20 protein-coding genes are annotated in these 22,893 nt (G+C 67.8%); 15 read left to right on the forward strand and 5 right to left on the reverse strand.

The features are described from left to right. Nucleotides 1-10: 10 nt before the first annotated feature. The 11 genes from AWC12_RS23855 to AWC12_RS31225 all read left to right on the forward strand — a co-directional run bounded on the left by AWC12_RS23855 (nucleotide 11) and on the right by AWC12_RS31225 (nucleotide 12,912). Nucleotides 11-670 carry a hypothetical protein gene (locus tag AWC12_RS23855; protein WP_207576472.1) on the forward strand — a complete coding sequence of 220 codons (660 nt, stop codon included), beginning with the start codon at nucleotides 11-13 and terminating at the stop codon, nucleotides 668-670. A gap of 268 nt (nucleotides 671-938) precedes the next feature. Then, nucleotides 939-3,047: a hypothetical protein gene (locus AWC12_RS23860; protein ID WP_234814130.1), complete on the forward strand. Its 2,109-nt coding sequence runs from the start codon at nucleotides 939-941 to the stop codon at nucleotides 3,045-3,047. Nucleotides 3,048-3,486: 439 nt separating this feature from the next. After that, complete coding sequence (locus AWC12_RS23865) at nucleotides 3,487-4,185, forward strand: lysoplasmalogenase (protein ID WP_085177303.1); 699 nt, start codon at nucleotides 3,487-3,489, stop codon at nucleotides 4,183-4,185. Between the two features lie 50 nt (nucleotides 4,186-4,235). Beyond that, on the forward strand, nucleotides 4,236-6,182 hold the full coding sequence (locus AWC12_RS23870) for a primosomal protein N' (protein WP_085177466.1): 1,947 nt from the start codon (nucleotides 4,236-4,238) through the stop codon (nucleotides 6,180-6,182). A gap of 5 nt (nucleotides 6,183-6,187) precedes the next feature. After that, nucleotides 6,188-8,020, forward strand: a complete 1,833-nt coding sequence (locus AWC12_RS23875; RefSeq protein WP_085177468.1) for a DUF2207 domain-containing protein — start codon at nucleotides 6,188-6,190, stop codon at nucleotides 8,018-8,020. Further along, nucleotides 8,014-8,550 (forward strand): LemA family protein, encoded by a 537-nt coding sequence (locus AWC12_RS23880; RefSeq protein WP_085177305.1) that lies wholly within the window; start codon nucleotides 8,014-8,016, stop codon nucleotides 8,548-8,550. The genes AWC12_RS23875 and AWC12_RS23880 overlap by 7 nt, the downstream gene beginning before the upstream one ends. A 19-nt stretch (nucleotides 8,551-8,569) precedes the next feature. Then, nucleotides 8,570-9,496, forward strand: a complete 927-nt coding sequence (fmt, locus tag AWC12_RS23885; protein WP_085177307.1) for a methionyl-tRNA formyltransferase — start codon at nucleotides 8,570-8,572, stop codon at nucleotides 9,494-9,496. Beyond that, nucleotides 9,493-10,878, forward strand: coding sequence for an RsmB/NOP family class I SAM-dependent RNA methyltransferase (locus tag AWC12_RS23890; RefSeq protein ID WP_085177309.1), 1,386 nt, complete (start codon nucleotides 9,493-9,495; stop codon nucleotides 10,876-10,878). The genes fmt and AWC12_RS23890 overlap by 4 nt, the downstream gene beginning before the upstream one ends. Before the next feature lie 9 nt (nucleotides 10,879-10,887). Beyond that, a complete protein-coding gene (gene rpe, locus AWC12_RS23895) occupies nucleotides 10,888-11,565 on the forward strand; it encodes a ribulose-phosphate 3-epimerase (RefSeq protein ID WP_085177311.1) in 678 nt (225 codons plus the stop codon). Beyond that, on the forward strand, nucleotides 11,562-12,563 hold the full coding sequence (ribD, locus tag AWC12_RS23900; protein WP_085177313.1) for a bifunctional diaminohydroxyphosphoribosylaminopyrimidine deaminase/5-amino-6-(5-phosphoribosylamino)uracil reductase RibD: 1,002 nt from the start codon (nucleotides 11,562-11,564) through the stop codon (nucleotides 12,561-12,563). Before rpe ends, ribD begins: the two co-directional genes overlap by 4 nt. Before the next feature lie 196 nt (nucleotides 12,564-12,759). Continuing rightward, nucleotides 12,760-12,912, forward strand: coding sequence for a hypothetical protein (locus AWC12_RS31225; protein ID WP_162834987.1), 153 nt, complete (start codon nucleotides 12,760-12,762; stop codon nucleotides 12,910-12,912). On the opposite strand, the gene AWC12_RS23905 is transcribed toward AWC12_RS31225, so the two are convergent. The 4 genes from AWC12_RS23905 to AWC12_RS23920 form a co-directional block, all read right to left on the reverse strand. Further along, nucleotides 12,879-14,459 (reverse strand): MFS transporter, encoded by a 1,581-nt coding sequence (locus tag AWC12_RS23905; protein WP_085177315.1) that lies wholly within the window; start codon nucleotides 14,457-14,459, stop codon nucleotides 12,879-12,881. The two genes, AWC12_RS31225 and AWC12_RS23905, sit on opposite strands and share 34 nt — an antisense overlap. Continuing rightward, nucleotides 14,459-15,163 carry an LppX_LprAFG lipoprotein gene (locus tag AWC12_RS23910; protein ID WP_085177317.1) on the reverse strand — a complete coding sequence of 235 codons (705 nt, stop codon included), beginning with the start codon at nucleotides 15,161-15,163 and terminating at the stop codon, nucleotides 14,459-14,461. The genes AWC12_RS23905 and AWC12_RS23910 overlap by 1 nt, the downstream gene beginning before the upstream one ends. Nucleotides 15,164-15,267: 104 nt before the next feature. Continuing rightward, on the reverse strand, nucleotides 15,268-16,947 hold the full coding sequence (locus AWC12_RS23915; protein ID WP_085177319.1) for an alpha-amylase family protein: 1,680 nt from the start codon (nucleotides 16,945-16,947) through the stop codon (nucleotides 15,268-15,270). Beyond that, nucleotides 16,944-17,924 (reverse strand): TIGR03885 family FMN-dependent LLM class oxidoreductase, encoded by a 981-nt coding sequence (locus tag AWC12_RS23920; protein ID WP_085177321.1) that lies wholly within the window; start codon nucleotides 17,922-17,924, stop codon nucleotides 16,944-16,946. Before AWC12_RS23920 ends, AWC12_RS23915 begins: the two co-directional genes overlap by 4 nt. Before the next feature lie 42 nt (nucleotides 17,925-17,966). On the opposite strand from AWC12_RS23920, the gene AWC12_RS23925 reads away from it, so the two are divergent. The 4 genes from AWC12_RS23925 (at nucleotide 17,967) to AWC12_RS23940 (ending at nucleotide 20,991) form a co-directional block, all read left to right on the forward strand. Next, nucleotides 17,967-18,578: a riboflavin synthase gene (locus tag AWC12_RS23925; RefSeq protein ID WP_085177323.1), complete on the forward strand. Its 612-nt coding sequence runs from the start codon at nucleotides 17,967-17,969 to the stop codon at nucleotides 18,576-18,578. Between the two features lie 204 nt (nucleotides 18,579-18,782). Further along, a complete protein-coding gene (locus AWC12_RS23930) occupies nucleotides 18,783-20,054 on the forward strand; it encodes a bifunctional 3,4-dihydroxy-2-butanone-4-phosphate synthase/GTP cyclohydrolase II (RefSeq protein ID WP_085177325.1) in 1,272 nt (423 codons plus the stop codon). Next, nucleotides 20,051-20,530 (forward strand): 6,7-dimethyl-8-ribityllumazine synthase, encoded by a 480-nt coding sequence (gene ribH, locus AWC12_RS23935; RefSeq protein ID WP_085177327.1) that lies wholly within the window; start codon nucleotides 20,051-20,053, stop codon nucleotides 20,528-20,530. The genes AWC12_RS23930 and ribH overlap by 4 nt, the downstream gene beginning before the upstream one ends. Continuing rightward, the gene (locus AWC12_RS23940; protein ID WP_024447683.1) at nucleotides 20,527-20,991 is read left to right on the forward strand and encodes a PH domain-containing protein; all 465 of its coding nucleotides are present in this window, start codon (nucleotides 20,527-20,529) and stop codon (nucleotides 20,989-20,991) included. Before ribH ends, AWC12_RS23940 begins: the two co-directional genes overlap by 4 nt. Here the strand turns inward: AWC12_RS23940 and AWC12_RS23945 are convergent. Continuing rightward, nucleotides 20,972-22,891 carry a gamma-glutamyltransferase family protein gene (locus tag AWC12_RS23945; RefSeq protein ID WP_207576473.1) on the reverse strand — a complete coding sequence of 640 codons (1,920 nt, stop codon included), beginning with the start codon at nucleotides 22,889-22,891 and terminating at the stop codon, nucleotides 20,972-20,974. The two genes, AWC12_RS23940 and AWC12_RS23945, sit on opposite strands and share 20 nt — an antisense overlap. Between the last annotated feature and the right edge of the window lie 2 nt (nucleotides 22,892-22,893).

Consider the following 22,893-nt stretch of genomic DNA (forward strand, 5'->3'; position numbering starts at 1 on the left):
GTGGATCTCAATGACGACGCTCTTCTTCTTCACCGCAGAATGGATCGTCTCGGCAACCTGGCGAGGGAACTACAGCTACGTCCAGAACCTGTTGGGTCCGCTTGGGGTCGCGTTCTGTGGCCCCCTCGGGAACTGGCCGTGCAGTCGGCTTTACCCGTTGTTCAACGTAAGCCTGCTGGCAACAGGGTTCGCCGTCACCGTCGTCGCAGCGAGCTTTCTCGTGCAGCGGGTCACCGATCGCGGCCACGCGATCCTGCTGATGGCTGCAGGCATCGGCATGTACTTCTCCGGCTTGTTTACAAACGACGTGGACCCTTCCATTAACATGACCGCGATCCTGACGTTCATGTCGCTCGGGTCTGTGAGCGTGCTGTTTGTCGCGATGGGGTCGAACACCAAGATGACCCTGGAGCGACGCGGCGTAGCCGTGACCGCCGGCAGCGTTAGCATCCTGGGCTTCCTGGCGTTCGTGGGCGGAACGAACCTGTTTGGACCTGGAGGCGCGCAGCGCACGGCCGTGTACGGCATCTTGGTTGCTGTGACTGCGCTCGGTACAGCCCAGATGCGGCACCGGCCGCCCGCAGGGAGACATGCAGCCACGGGGGAACGTGCAGGAGCGGCGCGACGACGCACCGTCGATGACAGATCCGGCTGCGGCCCGGCGCGCTGATTATGTGCCACCTCGCTGCCACGTGGTGCGGCGTCCCCTCAGCCGTCGGCGACGCTCAGCTGCGACTGTCCGATGACGCCCAGCCATCGGCGGATCCCAACGTCGCGCTGTCGGGTCACCGATGACAGCATCGGTCGAACGACACACAGATGTGGCGCCACAGCCGCACACGCATCATCGAGCGTCCTCCTCGGCACGCTCCGCGCCCCCCGCGCATCGCAAACCGGCGGCACACCGAAAACCTCCGCCGAGACCGCGAATTCCCGTCATGCCCGTCCGAATGGTCGACCTGGCAGCGGTCGGCGCGGCCGCGGGCGCCGTCGCTCTGATGTCGCTACCGAGCGCCGTTCGCGCCATCGCGCTTGTGGTGTTCATTGCAATCGGGCCGGGTGCCGCGGTGCTGACCTGGGTACGCATTCCGCGACGGGTCCTACTCTCGACGGTCCCGGTGCTGGGCATGGCGATCGTCACGCTGGTGGCAATCACCGCAATGTGGTCCTATCGGTGGAATCCCGTCCTGATCCTCTGGGCACAGATGGTCGGCGTCGGGGGCAGCAGCGTCTACTGGTATTACCAGCACCGCGACAGCATCATGAATGCCGCCCGCCGCTGGCACTGGCGTCGCGTCGGCCAGCCGCGCTGGATGTCGAAAAGCTTTGTACGCAGCCATCTGTCGCTGGTGTTGAGCGCGCTCGCCGTAGTCGTCTGGGCGGTGGCCGTTCCTGACCTTCCCGGCACGGATGCCGGCTACTACGGGCTCTTGTTCTCGAAGACCGGGCCGCTGCTGGCCGTGTCCATCGTGCTGTGCACGTGGGCGCTGCTGATCGCGGTTCGACAGCGGCAGCTGGTGCCCGCTGCGGTGGCGGTGGCGGCGGCGATCGTCGTCGCTCGGGTAACGGTTGTGGTGGCCACCGAAGTTCCGCTCTACGACTGGACGTACAAGCATCTGGCCGTCGTCGACTACATCATGGTGTACGGACGGATCCAGCCCGACGGCACCGACATCTACGCGCAGTGGGCCGCGTTCTTCACGACCTGGGCGTGGTTCTGCGATGTCACCGGCATCACCGCGATGACTGTCGCGCACGTGTTCGCGCCGGCGATGCACGTGTTGATGGCGCTGACCGTCTACACCGCCGCCCGCGTCATCGGCCGGTCCCGCCGCACGGCGCTGACGGCGGCGTTCATCGCGGAGATCGTGAACTGGGTTGGGCAGGACTATTTCTCGCCACAGGCGTGGACCATCGTGCTGGTGTTCGGCATGTTCGCGCTGCTGCTCGCATCACCCCGCAGCCGGGCGTGCGGTGTCCTCGCCATCCCTGTGTTCGCAGCGACGGTGCCGACGCATCAGCTCACGCCGTTCTGGGCGATCGGCGCGACGTGTGCGCTGTGCTTGTTCAAACGGGCCAAGCCCTGGTGGGTGGCCTTGGTGATGGTGCTGATCGCCGTGTGCTACCTGCTGCTCAACCTGGAGGCGGTGGCGCCGTACGGGCTCTTCTCCGGTGGGAGTCCGATAGAAAACGCGTCCACCAACGTCGTCGCGTCGGGGTTGCCCGCGAGGGATTTCACCGCGGCGGTGGTGCGCGGGCTGACAGTGGTGGTGGTGGTCAGCGCCTTCGCGTGCGCCGTGTGGATGTGGCGTCGTAAACGACCGGTTCTGACCCTGGCGATCCTGGCGTTCAGCTCGTTCGGGCTGCTGCTGGGACAGAGCTACGGTGGCGAAGCGATCTTTCGGGTGTATCTGTACTCGATCCTCGGATGTGCGCTGCTGATAGCCCCTGCGGTGGTGGCGGCGATCGACGGGGTGAGGGGCCGGGCCCGCCTGCCCGCCCGAACGGCAGCGGTTCTCGGCGTCACCGGTGCGTCGGTGGCGGGGCTGCACGGTTACGTCGCGCTGTGGCCCATGGTTTTCGAGACCCGACCTCAGATCGACCTGATGGAGACTCTCACAAGGGACGCCGACCTGCGTACCCGCGTCGTCATGGTGCGCCTTGGGGGCATGCCGACGCGGCTCAACGCCAGCTACGTCGACCTCACCCTGTTCAACTCGTACTTCGACGAACCCCTCGACTATGCCCGGTGGAATCCGTCGGATCCGACGGTGGCCGAGCGCAAGGCGACATTCCCCGACGAAGACGATCTGATGACACTGGACGCCGAGATCACCGAGGATGCCTCCGTCGTCTACATGGTCTTCAGTGAGCAATCCAACAAGGCGATCTGGTATTACGGTGACTTCCGGGCCGACGCCGTCGAAGACATCGAGAAGTACCTGAGCCGAAAGCCGCAGTGGACGCTGATCTATCAGAACGGCGAAACGAAAGTGTGGCGCAGCGTCAACGAGAACCTGGCGCCGCAAGATAGCGGCGGGCCCTAGCGAAGCAGCAGAGACGCCTGTTCGGCGACTGAATCCAGTGCGGCGCCCACCTTTTCGGTGTCGAACAAGGTGTCATGGAATTCGGCGATATATCTCCGAGGCCGCGGCTGAAGCCAGGAGGACGGGTCGTGGTGGCGAACACCTCACCGATCAGCCCGGGCGTGTGCTGCCAACGGGTGCTGGTGGTGGACGGCTGCAGACCGATCCGTGCCTCGGGGCCCGCTGCTGTCATTGCCGCGAAGCGGGCGGTGAGCACGTCGAGCGGCGGGACGTCCACAGGGCCGAGAACGACCGCCGATCGCCGGTAGCTGTGCTGCACATCGAGTGTCGCGACCCGAACGGTGCCCGATTGCGGGCTCCGTCCAGATGTCGGCATTGTTCGTGAACCTATCAGAGCAGCCCCCCAGCCAGATCTGATGAATTTAGTAAGTTGCTCCCCATGACACGCACGCTGTGGGTGGCCGCGGCGATCCTTGCGGCCGGCTACGGCGCGTTCCTCATCGTAACCGCGACCCGGGTACCCGCAGGCGCCGAGCTCACCGGACAGTTCGTGCTGCAGCCGGCCGTCAAGGCCACCGCCGCCCTTCTGCTCGCCGGTGCGGCACTCACCCACCACATCGCACGCGAGCGAATCTGGCTGGTCGCGGCGCTGCTGTTCTCGGCTGCGGGTGACTACCTGCTGGCGATGCCGTGGTGGGAGCCGTCGTTCGTGTTGGGGCTCTCCGCGTTCCTCATCGCCCATGTGTGTTTCCTGGCTGCCCTGCTGCCGTTGGCCACCCGTTCTCCGGGGCGGCTTGCCGCGGTCGCCACGGTGTTGGCGGCGTGCGCGGCACTGCTGGTGTGGTTCTGGCCGCGCTTGCTCGAGCAGGGAATGGCGCTACCGGTGACCGTCTACATCGCTGTGTTGGGTGCGATGGTCAGCGTGGCACTGTTGGCAGACCTGCCGACTCCGTGGACTGCACTCGGGGCGGTGTGCTTCGCTGTGTCGGACGCGATGATCGGCATCAGCAAATTCGTCCTCGGATCAGAGGTGCTGGCCGTGCCGATCTGGTGGGCCTACGCGGCTTCGCTGCTGCTGATCACAGCAGGTTTGCTGTTCGGCAGGGCGTCTGTGCCGTCTGCTACACCTGCGCTGTGACGAGCATCCTGCAGCCTGCCGAACACGAGCCGATCGCCCGTGTGCTGCCGATGCTGACGGTTCCCCACCTCGACCGGGAGTTCGACTACCAGGTGTCTGCGGAGCAATCCGACGACGCGCAGCCCGGGGTTCGCGTCAAGGTCCGGTTCCACGGCAGGCTCGTAGATGCGTTCGTGCTCGAAAGGCGTTCGGAAACCGACCATGTCGGCAAGCTCGGCTGGCTGGAGAAGGTCGTTTCGGCCGAATCCGTGCTGACCCACGACGTGCGCAGGCTCGTCGACGCGGTGACGGCCCGCTATGCGGGGACCCGTGCCGACGTCCTGCGTTTGGCCGTCCCTCCGCGGCATGCCACCGTCGAGAAACGGGTCCCCGAACCACTGGAACCGTTGTCTCCCAGAGACATCGACACCTCTGCATGGGACGCCTACAGCGGGGGAGCGCAGTTCATCGCGGCGCTGAAGGACGCGCGTGCCGCACGCGCGGTCTGGCAGGCGCTTCCCGGTGAATCCTGGCCGAAGAGACTGGCCGAGGCGGCGGCGGTCACAGTGAACGCGGGCCGCGGGGTGCTCGCCGTGGTGCCCGATCAGCGCGACGTCGACCTACTCCACGCCGCCGCCGTCGACCACGTCGACGGCGCGAGGGTGGTGGCGCTGTCCGCCGGGCTCGGGCCTGCAGAGCGGTACCGGCGCTGGCTATCGGTCCTTCGCGGTCAGGCTCGATTGGTGATCGGTACGCGCAGTGCAGGTTTCGCGCCAGTGGCAGACCTGGGCCTGGTGATGCTGTGGGACGACGGCGACGACTCGCTGACCGAGCCACGTGCCCCGTATCCACACGCCCGCGAGGTCGCGATGCTGCGCGCCCATCAGCTGCGGTGCGCGGCGATGATCGGTGGCTACGCGCGTACGGCCGAAGCGCAGGCGCTCGTGCGCAGCGGGTGGGCGCATGACTTGACCGCCACCAGGCACACGGTCAGGGCGCACGCGCCCCGCGTGGTTGCGTTGGAGGACAGCGCATTTGCACATGAGCGCGACGCAGCGGCCCGCACCGCGCGTCTGCCGACCGTCGCGCTGGACGCGGCCCGCGCGGCGCTGGCCGCCGATGCGCCGGTCCTTGTGCAGGTGCCTCGGCGCGGCTACGTGCCTGCCCTGTCCTGCGCGAAATGCCGAACCGTCGCCCGCTGCAGGCATTGCACCGGTCCGCTGTCCCTACCCGGCCGCGACGCCCCCGGCGCGGTGTGCCGATGGTGCGGCCGCGAGGAGCTGGCACTGCGCTGTTCCCGATGCGGGTCCGACGCCGTCCGCGCCGTCGTCGTCGGAGCCCGCCGCACGGCCGAGGAACTCGGACGTGCCTTCCCCGGGGCGCAGGTCGTCACCTCCGGAGGCGACGACGTCGTGGCCTCGGTGCCCGGGCGCGCGGCGGTTGTCGTGGCGACGCCGGGGGTGGAGCCTGCCGCTGCGGGCGGCTACGGGGCCGCGCTGCTGCTGGACAGCTGGGCACTTCTGGGTCGGCAGGACCTCCGCGCCGCGGAGGACACACTGCGGCGCTGGATGGCGGCAGCCGCTCTGGTCCGCAGCCGCGCCGAGGGTGGGGTGGTCGCCGTGGTCGCGGAGTCCGCGATTCCCACGGTGCAGGCACTGATCCGCTGGGATCCGGTCGGTCATGCCGACTCCGAACTGGCCGCCCGGGCAGAGGTCGGACTACCACCCGCGGTGCACATCGCGGCGATCGACGGTGCACCCGCCGCAGTGAACGCACTACTCGGCGCTGCCACGCTGCCCGAAAATGCCGACGTGCTCGGCCCCGTCGACCTCCCGCTCGGAGTGCGCAGACCTGCGGGCATGGCACCCGAGGCGCCCGTCAGCAGAATGCTGGTCCGCGTACCGCGTCACGGAGGCCTGGAGCTGGCAGCGGCGTTGCGCCGCGCGACAGCAGTCCAGAGCGCGCGCCACGACCAGGAGCCGGTTCGCGTCCAGATCGACCCGTTGCACATAGGGTGATGCCCATGACGGCGGGGCGGGTGCTCAAGGCGCTGATTCCGTTGATCTTGATCGCGCTCGGTGTGCTGTGGCCGGTCCTGTTCTCGGTCGGCTCGGACAGCGCCGCCACCGAGGTGGACGACCCCGTGGTGATCACCGATTACGACGTCGACATGGTCGTCGACGACCAGGGGCAGATGAGCGCGGTGGAAACGATCACCACGGCCTTCTACACCACCAGTCGCCACGGCATCTTCCGCTACTGGGATGTCGCGAACCAGAACGATCCGCGGCTGAGGCAGAAGCCCGACATCGAATCGATCACCCTCGACGGCGATCCGGTGTCGTATCAGATGCTCTGGGAGGACGGCGGGCGATTCCGGGTGGCCAAGATCGGCGACCCCGATGTGTACCTCAGTGACGGCACCCACGTTTTCGAGATCCGGTACACGATCCCCGGTGTCCTCGATCCGGGGGACGTCGGGGCCGACCGCCGATTTGCCGCATCGACGGGTCAAGGCGTGTCGCCGAGCGTCTTCTTCTGGAATGTCATCGCTCCCGCCTGGAACAACCGCATCGAGCGCGCCGACATCACCGTGACCTTGCCCGGGAACGTCGGAACTGCACAGTGTTCGGTCGGATTCGGCGTGGGGACGGCGTGCGACGACCTTTCGGTGGCCGGCAACCGGGTGCGGTTGAGTGCCGAGGACCTGCCGCCGCGCACCCCCGTCACGGTCCGCGCGGGCGTGGATGTCGCGACGCCACCCCAGGTGCGCCTGCCGTGGCCCTACACCTGGGACAGGGTGCTCGGTCAGTCGCTCACCGGCGTGATGGTGGTGGGCGGGCTGACCGTGCTCTTCGGCGTGATCGCGGTGCTGTGGTTCCGCGGCGTGCTGGAGCGCTCGCCGGGCTTTCCGCTGCAGTACGCACCGCCGCCCGGACTGGGGCCGGTGCAGGCCGAGTACATCCGCACCGAGTCCGTCCCCAAGCACGGGCTCACGGCCACGCTGTTCTATCTCGCCGACCGCGACCTGATCACGCTTGCGCAGGTCAACGACAAACACTGGAAGATCCAGGGCATCGCCGAACCCGGCGCCTGGGCCGACGTCGACCCGGTCAGCATCGCGGTGGCCTCCCGGCTGAAGGTGCTGAACAAGGGCTCCGAATTCGAAGCCAAGAAGACCGTGAAGTCGGGCGAGAAACTCAACAAGGCCAAAGAGGACATGGCCAAGGCGGTGCAGAAGTGGGCCACTGAAGAAGGCCTGATAGTGCCGCGCAAGAAGGAACTGTGGCTGCGTGCCGCCAATGCGGGCGCCTTCATCCTGATGGTCTGCGGATTCTTCCGCTGGGGTTTCCCGACCACGATGTGGGCGTTGCCGTTCGCCGCGTTCTTCCTCTTGTCCGTCGGCTCGTGGCGCGACGGCGTCGGCACCCGCCGCACCGCCGCGGGGCGCGAATTATGGTCGCGCGCAGGTGGTTTCCACCGCATGCTGTCCACCGATTCGGCGGAGACAAGGTTCGACTTCTCGGCGCGCAAAGACCTCTACATCGCCTACGTGCCGTTCGCCGTCGCGGCCGGTGTTGCAGCGCTGTGGGCCAAGAAGTATGAGACCTACACCGGTACCGTTGCACCGCAACCGGACTGGTACACCACGTCGGCGGCATCATCGACCGGATCGGGCATCGTCGGCGGATCCGGCGGTGCCGACTTCGACAGCTTCGAATCGGCGTTGTCGTCGTCGATCGGCGCGTACACCGCCTCGCAATCGTCGTCCTCGTCCTCGGGCAGCAGCGGCGGCAGCAGCTTCAGCGGTGGTGGCGGCGGTGGCGGCGGTGGAGGAGGAGGCGGATCATGGTGAGTTTCCTGCTCATCGTCATTCTGGTGCTGGCGGTCCTGATGCTTATCGGATTCGTGATGGGCTACAACAAGATCCGCTCCGCCGACGTGCGGGTCGCCGAAGCACTCTCGGGCATCGACGTCGAGTTGACCCGCCGCGCGTCGCTGATCCCGAGCCTCGTGCACACCGTGCAGACTTTCGCCGCGCACGAGAAGGGGATCCTCGATCACGTCACCGACGCGCGCGCGGCGCTGACATCGGCCACCGGCGGCGCGTCGGTGGCGCAACGCAGTGCGGCGGAGAAGCAGCTCGACACGGCGTTGGCTCCGCTGCTGGCCCTGGGGCAGAGCTACCCGCAGCTGAACTCGTCCAACAACTTCCTCGACCTGCAGCGCAACCTCGCCGACACCGAGGACAAGCTGGCGTTCGCCCGGCAGTACTACAACGACGCGGTGGCCACGCTGAACCGGCAGCTCACCACGATTCCGTGGATGTTCGTCGCTCCGCTGGCCGGAGTGACCGAGAAGGAGTACTACCAGACGCCGCGCTAGCCGTCCCTAGACTGACGCGGTGCGTCTCGTCTTCGCCGGCACCCCGGAGCCGGCCCTGCCCTCGCTGAAGCGGTTGATCGACTCGTCACGCCACGATGTCGTCGCGGTCCTGACGCGTCCGGATGCTGCCGCAGGTCGACGTGGAAAGCCGTCTCCGTCGCCGGTCGCGCAACTGGCTGCCGAGCACGGCATCCCCGTGCTCAAGCCCGAGAAGCCGAACTCCGATGAGTTCGTCGCCGAGCTGGCCGCTCTGTCGCCGGATTGCTGCGCCGTCGTCGCCTACGGAGCACTGCTCAAGGAGGCGTTGCTCGACGTGCCCACCCAAGGCTGGGTGAACCTGCACTTTTCGGTGCTGCCCGCCTGGCGGGGAGCCGCGCCGGTACAGGCGGCGCTGGCCGCCGGCGACGAGGTGACGGGCGCCACGACGTTCCAGATCGAACTTGATCTCGATTCCGGGCCGGTCTACGGCGTCGTGACCGAGACCATCAGGCCGTCGGACACCGCGGGCGAGCTCCTCGACCGCCTTTCGGTGTCAGGAGCCGGCTTGCTGGAGGTGACCATGGATGGCATCGAGGACGGAACGCTGACCGCGGTGCCTCAGCCGACCGAAGGAGTGAGCGTCGCACCGAAGGTCACGGTCGACGATGCGCGAATCCGCTGGGAGCTGCCCGCGCATGTGGTCGACCGGCGGATTCGCGCGGTCACCCCGAACCCGGGGGCCTGGACGATGATCGACGAGCAGCGAGTCAAGGTCGGGCCCGTCAGCGTGCCGGGTGAAGGGCCGAAAGGGCTTGCCCCCGGCGAGATTCTGGTGGACAAGAGGTCAGTCCACGTCGGCACCGGTTCGGCCGCGGTGTTGCTCGGCACGGTGCAGCCACCCGGCAAGAAACCGATGGGCGCGGCGGACTGGGCCAGGGGAGCCCACCCGCAGGGGCCGGCCCGATGACCCGGCCCGACAAGAAGCGCCGCCCGAGGCGCAAGCCGCTCGACCCCGCGCGGCAGGCAGCTTTCGACGTCCTGCGTGCGGTGTCCGAGCGCGACGCCTACGCCAACCTGGCCCTGCCCGCGATCCTTCGAGAGCGCGGAATCACAGGTCTCGACGCGGCTTTCGCCACCGAGCTCACCTACGGTACGTGCCGCAGCCAGGGTCTGCTGGACGCCGTTATTGCCGCGGCCGCGGGCCGCCCGGTGGACAGGATCGACGCGGTGCTGCTGGACCTGCTGCGGCTCGGTGCCTACCAGATCCTGCGTACGCGAGTCGAAGACCATGCCGCGGTATCGACGACCGTTGAGCAGGCCGGCATCGAATTCGACACGGCCCGAGCAGGATTCGTCAACGGTGTACTGCGCACCATCGCTCGCCGCGACGAAGGGTCCTGGGTCGAGGAACTGGCCCCCGGCGCACAAACAGACCCCGTCGGGCATCTGGCCTTTGTGCATGCCCACCCGCGGTGGATCGCGCAGGCGTTCGCCGATGCGTTGGGCGCCCGCGCCGGCGAGCTCAGGGAGCTGCTCGCCAGCGACGACGCCCGACCCGAGGTGCACCTGGCAGCGCGTCCCGGCGCCCTGACGGCCGCCGAGCTCGCGGCGCAGGTCGGCGGAACCGAGGGCAGGTACTCGCCGTACGCGGTATATCTGCGCGAGGGCGACCCCGGGGAGCTGGCCGCCGTGCGCGACGGCAGAGCACTCGTGCAGGACGAGGGGAGCCAGTTGGTCGCGCGGGCGCTCACCCTGGCCCCACTGGACGGCGCCGACGGCGGGCGGTGGCTCGACCTGTGTGCCGGTCCCGGCGGCAAAACCGCCCTGCTCGCCGCGCTCGGCCAGCCCGCGGGGGCCTCGGTCACCGCGGTGGAACCTGCGGCGCGCCGCGCCGAACTGGTCGAACGCAACACCGCCGGACTTCCTGTCGAGGTACTCCGTGTCGACGGTCGCGAGTCAGGGCTGACGCCAGGATTCGACCGGGTCCTCGTCGACGCCCCGTGCACCGGGCTGGGCGCCTTGCGCCGCAGGCCGGAGGCACGCTGGCGGCGCAGGCCCGGTGACGTGCCGCAGCTGGCCAAGCTGCAGCGCGCGCTGCTGGCCTCGGCCATCACGCTGACCCGGCCGGGCGGCGTCGTGCTGTACGCGACGTGTTCGCCCCACCTGGCCGAGACGACCGGCGTCGTCGCCGATGCGGTGCGCAGGTATCCGGTGACCCCGCTGGACACGCGTGAGCTGTTCGCGCCCGCCGAGGACACCGGTGAGGGTCCGTCTGCTCAGCTGTGGCCGCACCGCCACGGCACCGACGCGATGTTCGCCGCCGCACTGCGGGTGGATGGGCCCCGTTAGGCTGGGCGAATGGCTAAACCCCTCATCGCACCCTCGATTCTGGCCGCTGATTTCGCCCGGCTGGCCGACGAGTCCGCCGCGGTCGAGGGCGCCGACTGGTTGCACGTCGACGTCATGGACAACCACTTCGTGCCCAACCTGACGATCGGGCTGCCGGTGGTGGAATCGCTGCTCAAGGTGACCGACATCCCGATGGACTGCCATCTGATGATCGAGAACCCGCAGCGGTGGGCCCCGCCGTATGCCGAAGCGGGCGCCTACAACGTGACGTTCCACGCCGAGGCCACCGACGACCCGGTCTCGGTGGCCCGCGACATCCGCGCCGCGGGCGCGAAGGCGGGGCTCTCGGTGAAACCGGGGACGCCGATCGAGCCCTATCTGGAGATTCTGCGGGAGTTCGACACCTTGCTGGTGATGTCGGTGGAACCCGGGTTCGGCGGTCAGAAGTTCATCGCCGAAGTGCTGCCGAAGGTGGGCACCGTGCGCCGCCTCGTCGACGCGGGGGAGTTGACCATCGTGATCGAGATCGACGGCGGCATCAACGCCGACACGATCGAAGCTGCCGCCGAGGCCGGTGTGGACTGTTTCGTCGCGGGGTCGGCGGTGTACAGCGCCGACGATCCTGCCGTCGCGGTGGAGGCGCTGCGCAAGCAGGCTGCCGCGGCATCCAAGCATCTGGCGTTATGAACCTCGACGCCGCGATGGCTGCGGCCGTCGAGCAGTCCGAGGCAGTGAAGGGGCGCACCTATCCCAATCCGCCTGTGGGAGCAGTAATTCTGGACCGCGACGGTGAGATCGCCGGGGTGGGCGCCACCGATCCACCCGGGGGACCGCACGCAGAGATCCTGGCGCTGCGGCGCGCGGGTGAGCGGGCGATCGGCGGGACCGCGGTGGTCACCCTCGAACCGTGCAACCACTTCGGGCGCACCCCGCCGTGCGTCGACGCGCTGGTGGCGGCAGGGGTCGCCGAAGTCGCGTTCGCTGTCGCTGATCCGAATCCGGTGGCCGCAGGCGGCGCTGCCCGGTTGGCCGAGTCTGGCGTCCGCGTCCATGCGGGTGTGCGCTCCGACGCGGTCGCCTGCGGGCCGCTGCGGGAGTGGCTGCACAAGCAGCGCACCGGAATGCCGCATGTGACATGGAAATTCGCGAGCAGCGTGGACGGCCGCAGTGCGGCCGCCGACGGGACGAGCCAATGGATCACCAGCGAGGCGGCCCGCGCCGACGTGCATCGCAGGCGGTCAACAGCCGACGCGATCATTGTCGGCACCGGCACAGTGTTCGTCGACGATCCGGCGCTGACCGCACGCCGATCCGATGGGAGCCTGGCCGATCGCCAACCGCTGCGCGTCGTGGTCGGCATGCGCGAAATCTCGCCTGATGCAACGGTTCTCAATGACGATTCGCGCACCATGGTGATCCGCACCCGTCACCCGCACGAGGTCATCAAGGCGCTTTCTGATCGCACCGACGTGCTGCTTGAGGGCGGGCCGACGCTCGCCGGTGCGTTCCTGCGGGCCGGGGTGGTCGACAGGATCCTGGCCTATGTCGCCCCGATCCTGTTGGGCGGACCCGTCACGGCGGTCGACGACGTCGGGGTGCTCAGCATCGCGCAGGCGCAGCGGTGGCGGTTCGACGGCGTGCAGACGGTGGGACCGGACGTCTTGCTGAGCCTCGTCCCCGCCTAGGGCATATGTGCTTGTAATCCAATCGTTTTCATCTGTTCATCGGCTGTTTCACCGCCCTTTGAGGGGTGCTCTGTCTCACACCCCTACGCCGCGCGGCGCGCTCCCACCCGGCACTTTCCGGCCGATAGACTCGGTCGGGAATTCGCGCCTTCACCGACGAGTTGCGCATGGTGAGCACGAGCAAAGGACAACGAGCATGACTGCACTGCAGGACTGGCTCAGTTTCAGCCCGGTCGACCCCCGCACCATCACAGGTGTGATCCGCGATGCGTGGCGGGGACTGACCTCGGACGAGGCAGAGCCGGCCGAAAAACCTCAGCTGATGGGCCGCGGGCTCGAGCGCTGCTGATCCACCTCAGCAGGCTCGGGTGTGTCGGCATGTTCGTTCTTGCCTGCGATCACCAGCCCCAACACGGCGCCGACCACGCATACGATCGCGGTGATCGTGAAGATCTCGCCGTACTGCAGCACATAGGCCTCCCGCACCCGACACGCTTGGAACGCCAGTCGCTGTGCCAGGGAATCCCCGGTGGGGCAGTTCTGGCCGGTCGACGCGTTGGCTAGGTACTGGTTGAAGCGGTACAGGCCCCACGCCGACAGCGACGCGATACCGATCAGCATGCCGATCATGCGGGCCACCACGACGGCGGCCGAGGCGATCCCGTGCTGTGCGGAGGGGACCACCCGCAGCGTCGCGGACGTGAGGGGGCCGATGACCAAGCCCAGGCCCAGCCCTGCGATCGCGAGGTCGGTGTCGAAGGTCGGGAGCGCCACGAACCCCAGATCGTGACGGTCGGCCAGCACGTCGATGGTCCAGTGGGAGATCAGCCAGTAGCCGCCCGCGGCGATGAGCAGGCCGGTGCAGGCGATGATCCGGTCGCCGATCCTGGTGGCCAGCCAGCCACCCAGCAGCGCACCGATCGGGAGCGCGCCGAGGAACCAGGTGAGCATGAAGACCGCTTCGTTCTGCTCCTTGCCGAGCACACCCTGGGCGAACAACTCGATGTTGACCAGCGTGACCATCAGCGCGGCACCGGCGGTCAGGGACGCGCCCAGCGCCGCCAGGAACGGACGGAACCGCACCCCGGCCGGTTCGATGAGCCTGGTGGTGGCGAACTTTTCCCACACGAAGAAGGCGATCGCGGCGGCCGCCGCGGCGATCAACACCGGCAGACCGTAGCTGGGCAGCACCTGCTTGCCGTCGGGTGTCTGGTTGTACAGGCCGATGACGGCGAGGCCCAATGCCAATGCCAGCAACAGCCCGCCGATCACGTCGACCTTCTCTTTCGGCGCGTCCCTGTCCCGCGCCGGGAGGCTGAAGTGGATCATCACCATCGCGACAGCGGCCAACGGGACGTTGACCCAGAACACCGCCTGCCAGTGGCTGAACAGCGCGACCAGGCCGACGCCGTAGAGCGGGCCGAGCACGCTGCCGAGTTCCTGGGCGGCACCGACCCCGCCGAGGACGGCGGCACGGTTGCGTTTGGCCCACAAATCGGCCGCGAGCGCCAACGTGACGGGTAGCAGAGCGCCGCTGGCGGCTCCCTGAACCGTGCGTCCGATCACCATCGTGACCAGATCGGTGGACAGTGCGGTGATCACCGATCCGACGGCGAACGTCGCGAGGCTGACCTGGATCAGGGTTTTGCGCCCGAACCTGTCCGACGCGCGACCCAGCAGCGGCATCGCCGCGATGTAGCCCAGCAGATAGCTCGTGATGATCGGCGTGACCCGCTGGATCTCGTTGATGCCGATGCCGACGTCGTTCATGATGTCGCGGATCACCGAGATCACGACGTAGGTGTCGAGCGCGCCGAGCATCACCGCGAGGCTGCCCGCGCCGATCGCCATCCACCGGTTGGTCGCTCCCTGAGCGACCGGGGGAGCCTGGTGCATCACGCCGCAGGTTTGTCGACGGTAACCGGTTCGCCCCACTTCGACAGCGTCATCGTGACGCTGTTGCCGGGGCTGGGCTCCAATCGAACCTGCATGAGTTCGTGGTCACCGTCTTCGGTGACCCACGCCGTGCCGGGCACAGGTCCCGTCGCGCCGATCTGCGGTGCGATCTTGTTGACCGCGTCGGCGCTGACGTCTCCGGTGATCCGCACCGTCTGAGTGCCTTCGACCGTCTCGCGGCCGTCGGCGCTCGGGTTGGAGAAGTTCGCCAGCACGTTGGCCAGGCCGACGTCGGGGTTGAGGATCGCGGCGACGTCGTAGACGTCGGCGGCAGGCCCGAAGTTCGACAGTCCGCCGCCGGCGGTGATCGTGGCCCACAGATCGCCGTCGGAGACGACGAACTCGACGTCGTTGAGGCGCTGGCCGAGGAAGATGATGTTCGCGGTGCCCTTCGCGGCGACGGCCGGCGCCTGGGTCAGGTCGCCTTCGAGTGTCTCGACCGGCAGCTCGGGGATCTGCCCCTGCACCGAAAGTTTGAGATGCGCACTGGTCTGGCCTTTGGTGGTCTCGCTGGACTCCTTCAGCAAGGTCGCGGGATCGGGCAGGTCCTTGCCGGAGTTCTCCGAAGAGGATCCGGAGCACCCTGCGATGAGGGCGGCGACAGCGAAGAGGGCGGCGAAGATCGCCAATAGGCGGGTCTGCATGCCTGCATCGTAGAGGGTGGGGACTGATGGCCGTGCGGTCCGGTGCCCGACGACGCCCCGGTTAACTGCGTTTGACCTGCGGGTTCAGCATGTGTGGCCGCACCTCAAATGATCGGAGGTTCGTCGGGCCGCAGCACTCGCAGCCACCGGTAGCCGTAGGCGTCGAGTTGCATTTCGATGCGCCCGCGGTCGTCGAGGGGAAACTCGCCGCGCCCGTCGAGCAGATCAACGAGCACCGAGCCGGGCGCCACGTCGGGTAGTTCCAGCGGCACGAGGCGTCCCTCCGCGCCGAAGTTGTGCAGTCCGACCATGGCCCACCCGGACGATTCGCGGCACACGTGGGCGAGCACGGCAGCGTGGGGCTGGTCCAGGATCTCCGGGGTGGACCAACCGATCTCCGGTTGCTGTCGGTAGGTGTAGATGAGGTCGCGGATGAACCACCAGAACGACTGGTGGTCGTGGCGCTGGTCGGCGGCGTTGACCCGCTCCGGGCCGTAGAGTCCGGCGGGCAGCGGGCGCGTCAGCCGACGGGCGGGGGCGGTCGAGAATCCGCCGTTGGCCCCTGCTGTCCACTGCATCGGTGAGCGCACCGACAGCCGCCCCGCAATGTCGAGGTTCTCGGCCATCCCGATCTCTTCGCCATAGAACAGGACCGGTGTACCCGGCAGCGAGAACGCGAGCGAGTAGACCATGCGCATTCGGCGCTCGTCGCCGCCGAGCATGGCAGGGAGCCGCCGTCGCAGACCGCGCCCGTACAGCTGCATCTCGGAATCGGGACCGAAGGCGTCGAACACCTCCTGGCGTTCGGCGTCGCTGAGTTTGTCGAGGGTGAGTTCGTCGTGGTTGCGGACGAAGGTGGCCCACTGGCTGGTGATGTCGAGTGCGGGCCGCTCGCGAAGAGCGTCGGCGAGCGGGCCCGCGTCGCCGCGCGCCAGCGACAGATACATGCGCTGCATGCCGATGAAATCGAACTGCATGTTCAGGCCGTCGCCGTCGGGACCGCCGAAAAACGACTTCTGGTCCTCGTACTCGACGTTGACCTCGCCCAGCAGCACCGCATCACCGAGGCGACGGGTCACGAAATTGCGGACATCGCCGAGGTATTCGTACGGATCGAATGCCCCGGGATCGCCCGGTGCGCCGTCGCGGGCGAACAGGAACGGCACCGCGTCGACGCGGAAGCCCGAGATTCCGAGCTGCAACCAGAAGCCCAGGGTTCGTGAGATCTCCTCCTGCACGGCAGGATTGGCGATGTTCAGGTCTGGTTGATGTTTGTAGAAATGATGCAGGTACCACTGGCCCGTCTTGGGGTCGTGCTCCCACAGGCTGTCCTCCTGGTCGGGGAAGACGACATCGGCGGAGGTGTCGGGCGGCTCGGTGTCGGTCCACACGTAGTAGTCGCGGTAGGGGTCGTCGACGCTGCGGCGGGCTGATTTGAACCACGGGTGGGCATCGGAGGTGTGGTTCATGACGAAATCGATGATCACCCTGATGCCGTTGGACCTGGCGGTCCGGACCAGTTCGACGAAGTCGCCGAGGGTGCCCAGCCGGGTTTCCACGCCAAAGAAGTCGGTGATGTCGTAGCCGTCGTCTCTGCGGGAAGTCGGATAGAACGGCATCAGCCACAGGCAGGTGATGCCGAGGTCGGCGAGGTACTCGATGCGTTCGGTCATGCCGCGGATGTCGCCGCAGCCGTCGCCGTTCCAGTCGTAGAACGTCTCGATGTCGGCGCAGTAGAAGACGGCGTTCTTCCACCACAGGTCGCCGGTCTCGATCTTCCTCATGCCGGAACCGCCGGCGCCGTCGGAGACAGTTGCGGCAGGACGTGCTCGCCGAAGGCGTCGATGAACGGCTGCTGGTGCTGTCCGACGAAGTGCAGATATAGCTCGTCCCAGCCCTGCTCGAGGTACTCGTTGAGCCACGCGGCGTGCCTGCCGAGGTCACTGGAGATCCGTACCGACCCGGCAACCTGCTCGGCCGTGACGTTCGCGCCGACGACGTCGAACGCGTCCACGTTCTCGAGGTCCCAGCAGACAGGCGGTGAGAAGACGTTGGTGCGCCACTGGTCGTGCGCGATGGCCGCCGCGTCGTCCGCGGTGGGTGCCCAGCTGAGGTGGATCTGCAGGCGTGCCGGGCCGCGCCCGCCCGCGGACCGATACGCGTCCAGGACCTGGCGCAGCGTGTCGGCGGGCTGATTCACGGTGATCAGCGCGTCCGCCCAGGCCGCGTGGCGGGCGGCGGTCGCCGGCGTCACGGCTGGACCGACCAGATCGGGCACCCGGTCGGGCAGCGTCCACAACTTCGCGCGATTGACATGGATGAGGCCGTCGACGCTGACCTCCTCGCCCTGTAGGAGGCGGCGGATCACGTCGACGCACTCGAGAAGCCGCTGGTCGCGGATCTCCTTGCGGGGCCAGACCTCGCCGGTGATGCGTTCGTTGGATGCCTCGCCGGAACCCAGGGCAGCCCAGATCCGGCCGGGGAACATCTCGGCCAGCGTCGCGATCGCCTGCGCGATGATCGCGGGGTGGTAGCGCTGACCCGGGGCGTTGACGACGCCGAACGGAAGGTTGGTCGTGGCCAGCGCCGCACCGAGGAACGACCAGGCGAACCCCGACTCGTTCTGGCGTTCACTCCACGGGCTGAAATGGTCCGATGACATCCCGGCTGTGAAGCCGGCACGTTCGGCGTGCTGGACGTCGCGGAGCAGTTGCCCCGGCGCGATTTGTTCGTGCGAGCAGTGGAATCCGATGACCGCCATGCACACCCCATACCCGTTCCTGGCCGGTCTAGGCTGGCCTGCATGTTCACCGGGATCGTCGAAGAGCTGGGCGAGGTCGTCAGCAAGGAGGAGCTCGCCGACGCTGCGCGGTTCGTCATCCGCGGACCGGTGGTGACTGCCGATGCGCGCCACGGGGATTCGATTGCCGTCAACGGGGTGTGCCTGACGGTGGTCGATGTGCTCGCTGATGGATCGTTTTCCGCTGACGTGATGGCCGAGACGCTCGACCGGTCGAGTCTGGCCAAGGTCGACGTCGGGTCGGTGGTCAACCTGGAGCGAGCGGCCGCCCTCAACAGCAGGCTCGGCGGGCACATCGTGCAGGGCCATGTCGACGACACCGGTTTCGTGATCTCGCGCGCACCGTCGGAGAACTGGGATGTGGTGCGAATCTCACTGCCGATCGCGCTCGCGCGCTACGTCGTCGAGAAGGGCTCCATCACCGTCGACGGCATCTCCCTGACGGTGTCGGGTCTGGGGCCCGACTGGTTCGAGGTGTCGCTGATCCCGACGACCCTGCAGTTGACCACGCTGGGACGCGCCGACGTCGGAACGCCGGTCAATCTCGAAGTCGACGTCATCGCGAAATATGTCGAGCGGCTCCTGGAGAAAAAGGACACGCCGGCAGACAAGTAGCCCGGCGGACTGCGGTGGATGAGGCAGTTGCGTGACGCGGCGGCGATTCTGCGACCCCTTCTCCGCCGTGGCGTCACGCAACCGGGCCCGAGCCGCCTCTTTACCCGCCGACCGGCGGGCAATAAGCGCCAACCCTTCGTGGTTCATACTGAAGGGTGTTGACACGTGGTTCCGGCCTGGCCGGGGCCGGCAAGGGTGGTGAGGATGACGAGGCTGGATTCGGTCGAGCGCGCGGTGGCCGACATCGCCGCAGGCAAGGCCGTCGTCGTCATCGACGACGAGGACCGTGAGAACGAAGGCGACCTGATCTTCGCCGCCGAGAACGCGACGCCCGAGCTGGTGGCGTTCATGGTGCGCTACACGTCGGGATACCTGTGCGTTCCACTGGACGGCGAGATCTGCGACAGGCTCGGCCTGCTGCCGATGTACGCGGTCAATCAGGACAAGCACGGCACCGCCTACACCGTCACCGTGGACGCGAAAAAGGGTGTGGGAACTGGCATCTCGGCGATGGACCGGGCGACGACGATGCGTCTGCTGGCAGATCCCGACGCGGTCGCCGACGATTTCACCAAACCCGGCCACGTCGTTCCGCTGCGCGCCAAGGACGGCGGGGTGCTGCGGCGTCCCGGCCACACCGAGGCGGCCGTCGACCTGGCCCGGCTGGCCGGGCTGCAGCCCGCGGGCGCGATCTGCGAGATCGTCAGCCAGAAGGACGAAGGCGCGATGGCCCAGACCGACGAGCTGCGGATCTTCGCCGACGAACACGACCTCGCGCTGATCTCCATCGCCGATCTGATCGAGTGGCGCCGCAAGCACGAGAAGCACATCGCCCGTGTCGCCGAAGCCCGCATCCCCACCCGCCACGGCGAGTTCCGCGCGGTCGGCTACACGAGCATCTACGAGGACGTCGAACATGTCGCGCTGGTCAAGGGTGACATCGCCGGCCCGCACGGTGACGGCCACGACGTGCTCGTCCGGGTGCACTCGGAATGTCTCACCGGCGATGTGTTCGGCTCCCGCCGCTGCGACTGCGGTCCCCAGCTCGACGCCGCCCTGGCGATGGTGGCCAGGGAAGGCCGCGGCGTCGTTCTCTACATGCGGGGGCACGAGGGCCGCGGTATCGGCCTGATGCACAAGTTGCAGGCCTACCAGCTCCAGGACGCCGGCGACGACACCGTGGACGCGAACTTGAAATTGGGGCTGCCGGCCGACGCGCGGGACTACGGCACCGGCGCGCAGATCCTCGTCGATCTGGGTGTGCGGTCGATGCGCTTGCTGACGAACAACCCGGCCAAGCGGGTCGGACTCGACGGCTACGGTCTGCACATCATCGAGCGGGTGCCGCTCCCGGTGCGGGCCAACGCCGAGAACATCCGCTATCTGATGACCAAGCGCGACCGGATGGGCCACGACCTGGTGGGCCTGGAGGATTTCGACGAGGCGGTCCCCGGCGAGTTCGGGGGGGCCGTATGAGTGGCACCGGCGTTCCCGATCTGCCCGCGCTCGATGCCGGAGAGCTGAAGCTGGCGATCGTCGCCAGCACGTGGCACGAGACGATCTGCGACGCCCTCCTCGAGGGGGCGCGCAAGGTCGCCGCGGAGGCCGGGGTGACCGATCCGACGGTCGTCCGGGTGCTCGGTGCGATAGAAATCCCGGTTGTTGCCCAGGCTCTCGCCCGCACCCATGACGCGGTGGTCGCCCTCGGTGTGGTGATCCGGGGTGAGACACCGCATTTCGACTATGTCTGCGATGCCGTCACCCAGGGCCTGACCCGGGTGTCGCTGGATGAGTCCAAGCCGATCGCCAACGGTGTGCTCACCGTCAACACCGAACACCAGGCGTTCGATCGCGCCGGACTTCCGCACTCCGGTGAGGACAAGGGAGCTCAGGCGGCGGCTGCGGCGCTCTCGACCGCGCTGACGCTGCGTGCGCTGAACTCGCCGTCATGAGCAAGCAACAGTGGGATCTTGAGGTCAAGCCGCATCTGACGCCGTATTTCGCCTGGGGCGCAGCGGTATTGATCGTGGCGGCGCATGTCGTCGTCGGTGCGCTGCTCAAAATCGGCTCGACGGGCGTGGTGTTCCGCACCTACGATCAGGTTGCGATCGCGATGGTCGGCATTGTCATCGCCTGCTTCGTGTCGCTGTTCGCTCGGCCCCGGCTGCGGGTGGGCCCGTCCGGTGTTGCGGTGCGAAACCTGTTCGCGTATCGGTTGTTCCCGTGGGACGACGTCGTCGATGTGTCCTTCCACGAGGGAGCGCGGTGGGCGCGGCTGGACCTGCCCGACGACGAGTACGTCGCCGTCATGGCGATTCAGGCGGTCGACAAGGCACGTGCCGTCGAATCGATGGACAGGGTGCGTGCGCTGCTGCAGCGCTACAAGAAAGACGTCAATTCACATCGCCCATGACCGCGCCTTCCCGGCGCGGGTCGGCGCCGCCGGTCCACCCCGGGGCGGTGCGCACGATGGCTGACAGCCCGCTCGACTGATCCGCCAGATCGACCTTGTGGCCGAGTTCGCGAAGCCCCTGGACCAGAGGGTCGTTGTTGCCGTCATCGGAGGTGTCGATCACCGGATGTTCGCCGCCGACATTGGTTTCCGGTGAATTGTCGGCGCCGAAGTCCACCATGGACACCGCCTGTTGCGGGTCCAGATCCCAGTCCAGCATGCCGACGATCGTCTTGACGACGAACTGAATGATGGTGCCGCCGCCGGGGGAGCCCGCGACGGCGTGCAGGGTGCGGGGAGCGCCGGGCGCGGCCCGGTCGAAGATCAGCGTGGGCGCCATCGTGCTGCGCGGTCGCTTGCCCGGCTGCACCCGGTTGGCCAGCGGCACACCGTCGGGGCCCGCAGGTTCGGCCGAGAAGTCGGTCAGCTCGTTGTTGAGCAGGAATCCGTCGACCATGTGGAAGGAGCCGAACGCGGATTCGATGGTGGTCGTCAGCGAGGCGGCGTTGCCCTGCTTGTCGACCACGCTGACGTGGCTGGTGCCATGTTCGGGTATCGGTGGAACAGGCGCGGCGGGCGGTCCGAATTCGCCGGGCTCAGCGGTGCCCATCGAGCGGTCCGGCGAGATCAGCGCCGCGCGCCCGGCGAGATAGTCGCTGCCGAGCAATGTTTCGGGTGATCCACCCGGCAATGCCACGAAGTCGGTGTCGGCGACGTAGCGGTCACGGTCGGCATAGGCCAATCGTTCGGCTTCGGAGACCAGGTGTACGCCCATGACTGTCGGACGACCGCCGTTGAGGTCGACATCGGTGGGCTTGTGCTGGTTCATCGGGAACCGTTCGAGCATGCCGAGGGTGGCGGCCACCGCGATACCGCCGGATGACGGCGGCGGCATGCCGCAGATCTCCTTGCCGCGGTAGGGCGTGCACAGCGGTTCCCGCTGCTTGGCGGTGTAGCCCGCGAGATCCTCCAGGGTCATCAAGCTGGGGGTGCGCCCGCCTGAGGTGTCGGCCGCTTCGGCCACGATGTTGCGGGCGGTCTCGCCGGTGTAGAAGGCGTTGGGGTCGGATGCGATGGCGCCCAACGTTTTCGCGTAGGCGGAGTTGGTGAGTTCGGTGTCGGTGCTCTTCGGGGTTCCGTCGGCGTTGAGGAAGTAGGCGGCCGCCTCCTCGTCGATTCGAAGCTTCTGGGCGGCGTCGGAGATGGCGGCTGCCAGCCGCGCGCTGATGTCGAATCCGTCGTCGGCGAGCGTGACGGCCGGTGCGAACAGATCGCGCCACGGCGCCGTCCCGTGCTCGGCGTGCACGTCGGCCAGCATCCGCACGATCCCCGGTACCCCGATCGAGCGCCCGGACGAACGGGCGTCGGGTGTGGGCCCGGTGCGGTCGGTGTCCGAGATCCAGCGCAGGTAGTTTTCCGTCGCGGCCGCCGGGGCGGTCTCGCGGCCGTCAAAGGCCTGCACGGTGTCGGCGGCTGCGTCGTAGTACAGCAGGAACCCGCCGCCCCCGATACCCGAGGACTGCGGTTCGACGAGACCGAGCACAGCCTGAGCGGTGACGATCGCGTCCGCGGCGCTACCGCCGTCGCGGAGGACCTCGCAGGCGGCTTTCGTGGCCAGTGGGTTCGCGGTGACGACGGCGAAAGTGTTGGTGCGGACCGCAGTCATGTCGCTGCGGTAGCCGGTTGCCGTCTCCGGCGCGGACTCGTCGTCGCGCGTCTGCTCCTTGGCCTCGGGCGTGCCGTTCGTCACGATTTCGCACGGCCCGGACCGTGACACCAGGTTGTCGGGTCCGGCCGAGCACGCGGCGAGGACCAACATGAGGCCCAGTACTGGGGCGATCGTTCGACGGGTGGCCCGCATCA

Source organism: Mycolicibacterium iranicum (assembly GCF_002101705.1).
Taxonomy (GTDB): domain Bacteria; phylum Actinomycetota; class Actinomycetes; order Mycobacteriales; family Mycobacteriaceae; genus Mycobacterium; species Mycobacterium iranicum.